The organism is Myxococcus sp. AM009 (assembly GCF_013372605.1).
Classification (GTDB): domain Bacteria; phylum Myxococcota; class Myxococcia; order Myxococcales; family Myxococcaceae; genus Myxococcus; species Myxococcus vastator.
This window is the reverse complement of record NZ_JABXEP010000247.1, coordinates 1-7,690: the sequence shown is the minus strand read 5'-3', so window position 1 is coordinate 7,690 and position 7,690 is coordinate 1. Positions and strand designations below refer to the sequence as shown.

Below are 7,690 nucleotides of genomic sequence, written 5' to 3'. Positions count from 1 at the left end.
GCGGGGAGCCGGCGAGGCGCGGGCTGTGGGCGTCAGGGGGACGCAGGCGGCGCATCAGGTGTGAATCGATGAGCGCCAGCATCGTGCTCGCCGTTTCGGCTCCAAGGATTCCCGCCAGGCAGGCGACCTGACCGGCATGTGCTTGGGCGGAAGGTGGGCCCAACCCGCTGTCAGGGGCCAGCAATGGTTCTCGGTTTTACTCAACCCGCGTGCCGTGAGCGCCCGGAGGGCGAGACTGCGGGCGCAGCGTGTAGTCGGTCGGGCAGAGAGCTGTCACCGGCGCGAGGCAGAACGTTTATGGAAGGCAACGCGACTTCGATGGGACCAAGGCTTGTTGCCCAGCTTCCGTGCTCGCGTGTGAACTCATTGCCTGAATCGGCGACACGTCGGTCGTCGCTGCATCGGGAATTCGGGCAGGCGGTGTCGCTTGAGATTGCCGAAGAGTACGGTGCCGTCCTGTTGTTTGTCTGGGATGGCTCCGGCAGATGCTCGGGCGATACATGGCACTCAAGCCTGGAGGGCGCGATGCATCAGGCTTGGTCCAAGTATGGCGTTCACTCTAGTGCATGGGAGATTGCCGATGCGCCAGGGACGGTTCGAGAAGAGTGATGGTGCGGGGCGAGCTGAAGACGAAGCGCCCTGCGCCCTCTTTCCCGTCGCGGCTGCTCGCCATTCAGGTGCTTGAAGAGGCGTTTCCGAAACGACTCAGCATCTCTTCGACGTACTGGACGCCCCGGGCCGTGATGGCTTTGCCCTTCTGGGTGTCCTGCGCGTAACCACCGTGCAGGCGGAGCGCCTTGGCCGCGTTCGGCGCGGCGTAGGTGACCCCAAGTTCTCCCCAGAACCGGGATGTCGTTCCAGACGTCACCTCGAACTCCCCATCCAGTGAGCGTGCGAGATAGAGGGGGATGAGTGACCGCACGAGCTGGTCCTTCTGCTTGCCCGCCGAGATGAGGTCCTGCTGCCGCGGGTGGCTGCGCAGCGCGGACAGCAACTGGTCCACTGCGGTGCCTCCATTCCCGTTCGAGGTCGAAGCGGCCTCCTTCGCGGGCCGCGCTCGCTTCTTCGTCTTCGCGGCCGGCCGTGCGGTCCGCTTCTCCGACCTGACTCCAGCGCTGCCCTGGGCCTGTCGCGCTGCGGGCTTCTTCTTTTTCGCCCCGGTGCGAGACGCCTTCGCCGTCATCTTCCGGGAGGGCTCAGGCGTTGAGGGTTGGGCAACCGAAGGTACGTCAGCGTCGGTAATTGCCGCGCCACGCGGCGGAGTGCGCTCTGCCACGGTCGGCTCCGGCGCCGACGCGTCGGACGGCTGGGAGATGGCAGGCCTGGGACGCGGCGTGCGCTCGACCACGGTCTGCTGCGCGGCGCCACGAGGAGGAGGTGAGGGGAAGTCCGAGGACCGGGGCGCGGACGTGTCTCGGGTCTCCTTGAGCCCGAGGCGCGCGCGCACCTCACCCACGATACCGCCCAACCCCACGTTCTGGAGCAGACCTTCCAACCGGGACGTGAAAGACACCTGGTGAGCCCTCCTGGAGAAGCGCACATTACCCCAGGAAGGCCACATCCCCGAGCGGATGGCTCGATTCCTGCCGGTCCTGCTGTGGTGGCGGAGGCGGGAGGCATCGGTTGTAGGGCCACAGGGGCCGAGCCCGGGCCGCTGTGACGGCCCCGCACCGTGCGCCCTTCCCACGGCGTCCCAGGTCTGGACAGACACCCGGACTGACAGAAGCGGGTCGGTCCTCCAGGGTGGGCGTGGGCATGACCCACTGTCTTCCAGGTGCAAGGCCATGCAACTGTTCGGCAATCGTCAGACGGCGCTAGACTCTCCGGACACCTTCCCTGCACATGCAGCTGCTTTCCTCTGCCCTCGTCCTGTTGCTCCTCGCGCCTTGCGCGGCCCTGGCCCAGGGGAGCTCCCGTATTGCCTTCCTGGGCAAGCAGCTCCAGAAGAGCAAGGACCCGCGCTCGCGCTCGCAGGCGGCGCTGGTGCTCGGCGCCACGGAGGACCCGGAGGCCGTGCCGCTGCTGTGCAACGGATTGAAGGACGAGAGCGAGCTGGTGCGCGCGGCCGTGGCGAAGGGGCTGGCGAAGCTGCTGGAGCCCGACGGGCTCGCCTGCCTCCAGGCCCACAAGGCGGAGGCGGACGCGTCGGTCCAGGCGGCGGTGCGCGAGGCCGTGGGCGCCCTGAAGGAGTACCAGTCCCGCCCGCCGCGCTTCTACGTGCAGCTCGAGGCGGTCAAGGACCGCACGGGCAAGCTCCCTGCCGACCTGGTGAAGGCGACGGAGGCGCGGCTGCGCTCTCGGCTGATGCGGAGTGGGGCCCAGCTCGCGCCCGCGAAGGAGACGAAGGCGGCGGCGAAGGGCACGCTGAAGAAGCTTCGGGTGCGGGGCTACCGCATCACCCCGGAGCTTCATGCGACGGACAGCGGCGGGCTGCGGGTGGCGCTGGTGTGCCTCACCTACCCGGACCTGTCGCTGATGGGGCAGGTGGAAGTGAATGCCGCGGGCGCTCAGCCTGGCGATCTCCTCAAGGCGCTGGTACCTCGCGCGGTGGAGGAAGCGGCGGAGACCTTCGAGTGGAGCAGCGAGACATGACGACGACCACGGCGCCCCTGACGCCGCCCAAGCGGCGCTGGCGCAACTTCCTCCTCGAAACGGGCTTCCAGCTCAAGCTGACGGCGTACATCGTCTCGGTGACGCTCGTGCTGTCGGCGCTGCTGGGCGTGTTCCTCGTGAGAGGCGCGCGGTCGCTCATGCGCGAGACGGCGACGGCGGTGGAGGCCCGCTCCCGCGCGGCGGAGGTCAGCCGCGAGCTGTCCGGCGCCACGCTCTCCAACGAGCTGCTGACTCGGATGGATGACCCCACGTTCGAGGCGAGCTTCCGCGAGAAGGCGCGGGCCATCGACGCGGCCTACGAGGCAGAGCGCGCCGCCATCGTCGCCCAACGCGCGGAGCTGGAGCGGCAGCAGAAGCTCACCTGGTGGGCGTTGGGGGGCTTCCTGGTGGCTTTCATCGCGGTGGTGGGCTTGGGGACCATCGTGGTGACGCACAAGGTGGCGGGCCCGCTCTTCCGCATCCGCCGCATGGTGCAGGAGGTCCACGACGGCCGGCTGCGTCCACCCCAGCACGGGCTCCGGGATGGCGACGACCTCCAGGACCTCTTCGATGCCACGCGGAAGATGGTGCAGCGCCTCCGCGAGCAGAACGAGGAGGACGCGAGGACCTTGTCGAACGCGCTCCTGGCCGCGGAGCACTCGGGCGCCTCCCCCGAGCTCATCCACGAGCTGCGCGCCCTCGATGCGCGCTACCGCACCCGGCTCGAGGACTGAGCCGCTCCAGGGCTCACCCCCAGGACCGCGCGGCTCCTGACTCCACGGTGAGCCCCGTCTCCTTCAGCATCGCGTGGATGCGCAGGCGCGCCTGGGCCCACGGGAGCGCCTCGACGCGATAGCCCTCCAGCGCGTTCATCAGGTGGCCACGGTAGCTGGGGTGCCCCGGGTCCGAGATGATGACCACGCCCCGGTCCGTCGTGGCTCGGATGAGCCGGCCCACGCCCTGGCGCAGCTGCAGCAGGGCGCGGGGAAGCCGGTAGTGGAGGAAGCCCATGTACTCGCCGCCGTTCCGGGAGAGGGGCTCCTCGCGCGCGGCCACCAGCGGACGCATGGCGGGCTCCAGGGGCAGCTTGTCGATGAACACGCAGCCCACGCCGCGGCCGGGGATGTCCACGCCTTGCCAGAAGCTCTTGGTCCCCAGCAGCACGGTGCCCGTGTCCTTCTCCTGCCGTGCCGCCAGCGAGCGGCTGTGCCCGCGTGACTGTCGCAGCACCTCGATGCCCAGCGGGTCCAGTCGTCCGCGCACGCTCGTGCCCACGCGCTCCATGCGGCGCGTCGACGCGAACAGCCCCAGCACCCGGCCGCCCATCGTTTGTGCCAGGCCCGAAATCCGGAGCGAGGCCCACTCGATGAAGGCTTCTTCGTGCGCACGAGGCGCATCGGTGACGAGCACGACCAGCGCCTGCTCCTGCAGCTTGAAGGGCGTGGCCGCGCGGACCAGCCGGGGCGCGGGCCGGCCTCCGCGCCCGTCGAGCCCCAGGCGCCGGAGGACGAAGGGGAAGCCGTCGCCAGTGCCCAGCGTGGCGGAGGCGAGCACCAACGTGCGCTTGCTCTCCGCGAAGTCCTTCGACACGTAGGCGGAGACATCCACTGGCTGGGCGCTCAGGCTCCACCGCTGCCGCTTCGGCTCCGCCGTGGCCGCGTAGCACCGTCCTGGCGCGGCTTCACCGGACAGCTCGCCCGCGAGCACCGCCAGCTCGCCCAGCTCCGTGGTGGCACCGGACAGCTCCCGCTCCAGCGCGGGCTGCCGGGCCGCCAGCTCGGGGAGCGCGGCCAGCACGCGCACAGAGAGCAGGACATGCAGCGCCTGGAGCGCGCCGCGCACGCCTTCGAGCCCTTCGCGCACCGGCTCCCAGGCGGGCAGGGCGCGCACGGTCGCGGTGATGCGCAGCTCCGGTGAGTACGCGCCTTCGTCCGGGTCCTCGCCCACGGCGGTGGCGGCGGGCTCGCACAGCTCCGTGACGCGAGCGCCGAGGTCGCGCGCGTCGTCGAGCAACCGGCGAAGGCCATCCTCCACCTCGCCCATCAGCGCCCGCGTCTCCGTCCGGCGCGAAGCGCTCAGCGCCTTGCGCAGCTCGGCGAACAGGCCGCGTCGTCCGTCCCTCCCGTGCAGCCGCTCGGTGAGGCGGAGGAAGGCCAGGTCCGACAGCTCCAGCGCCAGCGCGGTCGTGGCGACGTCCTCCACCTCATGCGCCTCGTCGAGGACCAGGTGGTCCAACTTCGGGTAGCGCGCGGGCCACGCGAAGGCGAGCGACTGGTTGATGACCAGCACGTCGGCCTCCCGCGCCTGCGCCACGGCCGAGTGATAGAAGCAGCGGTGGAAGTGCGGGCACTTCTCGCCCAGCGTCGTCGACGCCTCGGAGCGCACGGCGGGCACCAACGCCATCAGCACCGGGAAGCGCTCGCGGAACCAGTGGCTCAGCCGGTCCAGGTCGCCCTCGCCGCTGCGGCGCAGGTACGCGCGCAGGTACGCCCGAGGCGCGCGCGCGGAGTGCCCCATGCCGGGCTCCACCCGCGTGGCCTCCAGCGCGCGGCGGCGGCACAGGTAGTTCGTCTGGCCCTTCAGTAGTGCATAGCCAAAGGCGCCCTTCGTGGCCCGGTGAAGCCGAGGCAGGTCCTTCTCCAGGAGCTGGTCCTGGAGCGTCTTCGTGTGCGGCGCCACGCCGACCTTGCGCCCGTTGCGCGCCGCGAAGAGGGCCGCAGGAGCCAGGTACGCCAGCGACTTGCCCGTGCCCGTGCCGGCCTCCACCGCCAGTTGCCCGCCGTCCGACAGCGCCCGCGCCACCGCCTGCGCGACGTCGAGCTGCGCGGCCCGGCTCAGGAATCCTTCACCGGCCTGCTCCAGCGCGCCGCCCGCGCCCAGCAGCGCGGAGACCTCGTCCGGACGCACCGGCAGCACGGGGGCATCCGCCTCCGGCTCAGGCAGCGCCGTGGCGCCTCCCGCACGCCGCCGCTCCGGCTTCCCGCGAAGGAAGCCCTGCGCCTCCAGCGCCAGCGGCGCCGCCTCCGCGCGGCACGCTGCGGCCAGGCGCGACAGCAGGTCCACCAGCGGCCATTCCTCGTAGTCGAACGCGCCGCTCGCGCCGTCCTTCAGGCCCACGCCCTCCATGGCCAGGCGCAGCTCCGCGCCCTTGCGCGGATCCAACGCGGCGAGCAGGTCCACCACGTCATCGCCACGGCCCTCGCGGATGCAGCGCTCCATGGCGTGCACCAGCACCGAGTACACCGCCTCGCAGTCCGACACCGCGCGGTGCGGCTGGCGCAGTGCCAGTCCGCCCCAGCGCAGCAGCGACTCCAGCGAGTGGCTGGGCAGCTCCGGGTGCAGGTAGTGCATCAGCTCGCACGAGTCGAGCACCGGGGCGCGGATGGGGCCCAGCAGGTCCGGCAGGAAGCCTTTTTCAAAGGGCGCGTTGTGCGCCACCACCGTCCAGCCGGAGAGCTTCTCTCGAAGCTCGGCGATGTCGGTGCCGAAGCGCGGATGCCCTTCGAGGTTCGCGTCCGTCAGGCCCGTCAGTCGCCGGATGGTGAGGGGGAGGGGCCGCGACGCCGAGTACAGGCGAGCGAAGCGCTCCACCTCGCGCCCGTTCTCGAAGAAGATGCAGCCCAGCTCGATGACCTCGTCCACACGCGGGTCCAGCCCCGTGGTTTCGAGGTCGAGGAAGACATGCCGGGTGAAGAGCTCCGCCGCGCCGCCCATTCAGGCCGCGCAGACTACTCCTCCCGGCGGCGCTGCCCAGAAATCGGCCAGCGTCCGTCAGTCGACCATGAAAACGCCGGAAATCATCTTGTTCATGGCGCAGCCGTACACCAGCTTGCCAGACTCCTTCGGCGTGAAGGCAATCTCCACCGGCTCGTTGAGCGGCAGCGGGGTGTTGATGTCGTAGCCGTCCATGACGACTTCCGTGGCGCAGGTGTGGTCCGTCTTGCGCGTCACCACCAGCTTCACCGGCTCACCCTTCTTGAGGCTCACCGGGCTGGGCTCGTAGCCCTTTTCGGTGACGGAGAGCTCGACGACGCGCACGCCGTTCTCCCGCTTCTCCGGGACGGCGGGCGCCTTCGCCGCGTCGGCGTCCTTCGTGCACCCTTGCTGGGTGATGCCCACCATGGCGGCCGTCGCGGCCAGGGCGAGCCAGGGCTTGATGATGCGGGAGATGAACTGACGCATGGAGGTCTCGGTGGTGAGGGGCCGCGCCCTCCGCGGGGATGGGCCTCAGGCCTCTTCCGCGGGGGCGCTCTCGGAGGGGGAGGTGACGGGCTCGAAGCGCAGCAGGGCGTGGAGCGGGACGAAGACTTCGTGGCCCTCTTCGCCCAGCAGCAGGTCGAACCGGCCCACGCGCATCAGCGGAAGCTGGAGGGTGATGCCGTTGCGCAACACCATCCGCACCGTCTGCCCCAGGTGGTCCAGGAAGGCGCGCGGGTCCGAGTGAGGGCGCTTGTCCGGCTGGCGCGCCACCGCGGACGGCTTCTGCGTCAGCTTGGCATCGCGCTCCAGGCCTGGCAGCAGCCGCTCCCAATCCGCGCGCCGGGCCAGCAGCACCACCTGGAGCTTCTCCAGGCGGCCCGTGCGCTCCAGCGTGAAGGCGATGGGCTCCTCGCCGAGGAGCGTGTCCAGCAGGGAGCGCTCCGCCAGCACCACGGAGACCTCCGCCTTGTCGCTCATGAGGCGGGCCAGGAAGTCCGCCACCACGGCGTTTTCGACCTCGCCGCGCGCCTGCTTGATGGCCGCCTTGCGCTGGGTGCGCTCCTTGCGGGCCATGAACTCCGCCACCGTCATGCCGCTCTGGAGCACGCCGAAGGCGTCACCCAGGGACAGGCTGGGCGTCTGGCCCATCAGCTCGTACACCTGGTCGAAGCGCTTCGCCTCCTCGGCGTGCAGCTTGCGCCAGATGCGGCACTTCATCTTCCCTTCGAGCTCGCCCTTCGCGATGCGGGCGGGGACGCGCTCGCGCACCGCCAGCGCCTGAATCTGCTCGGGCGTGGGGGGCGGCCGCGGCGTGGACGGCCGGAAGCCGCCGGGGCGTCCGCCAAAGCCACCTGGGGACCTGCCCGGAGGCGCACCCGTGCCGGGGCCCGAGGGGCGG

Annotated in this window: 6 protein-coding genes; 2 read left to right on the top strand and 4 right to left on the bottom strand. The window is 70.7% G+C overall.

The annotated features are described in order from the left end of the window. Positions 1-673: 673 nt before the first annotated feature. The gene (locus HV824_RS37800; protein WP_255208555.1) at positions 674-1,003 is read right to left on the bottom strand and encodes a hypothetical protein; all 330 of its coding nucleotides are present in this window, start codon (positions 1,001-1,003) and stop codon (positions 674-676) included. A gap of 839 nt (positions 1,004-1,842) precedes the next feature. Here HV824_RS37800 and HV824_RS33820 point away from each other — a divergent pair. Together HV824_RS33820 and HV824_RS33815 are read left to right on the top strand one after the other, a co-directional pair. Continuing rightward, a complete protein-coding gene (locus tag HV824_RS33820) occupies positions 1,843-2,592 on the top strand; it encodes a HEAT repeat domain-containing protein (RefSeq protein ID WP_176425108.1) in 750 nt (249 codons plus the stop codon). Beyond that, a complete protein-coding gene (locus HV824_RS33815; RefSeq protein WP_176421174.1) occupies positions 2,589-3,326 on the top strand; it encodes a signal protein in 738 nt (245 codons plus the stop codon). Before HV824_RS33820 ends, HV824_RS33815 begins: the two co-directional genes overlap by 4 nt. 13 nt (positions 3,327-3,339) lie before the next feature. Here the strand turns inward: HV824_RS33815 and HV824_RS33810 are convergent, their stop codons facing one another. From HV824_RS33810 to HV824_RS33800, 3 genes are all read right to left on the bottom strand, one after another. Continuing rightward, positions 3,340-6,306 (bottom strand): helicase C-terminal domain-containing protein, encoded by a 2,967-nt coding sequence (locus HV824_RS33810; protein ID WP_176425107.1) that lies wholly within the window; start codon positions 6,304-6,306, stop codon positions 3,340-3,342. 57 nt (positions 6,307-6,363) lie between these two features. Continuing rightward, on the bottom strand, positions 6,364-6,774 hold the full coding sequence (locus HV824_RS33805) for a cupredoxin domain-containing protein (RefSeq protein WP_013942235.1): 411 nt from the start codon (positions 6,772-6,774) through the stop codon (positions 6,364-6,366). A 45-nt stretch (positions 6,775-6,819) separates the two neighbouring features. Then, on the bottom strand, positions 6,820-7,690 hold an 871-nt coding region (locus tag HV824_RS33800), incomplete at its 5' end, for a hypothetical protein (RefSeq protein WP_255208554.1).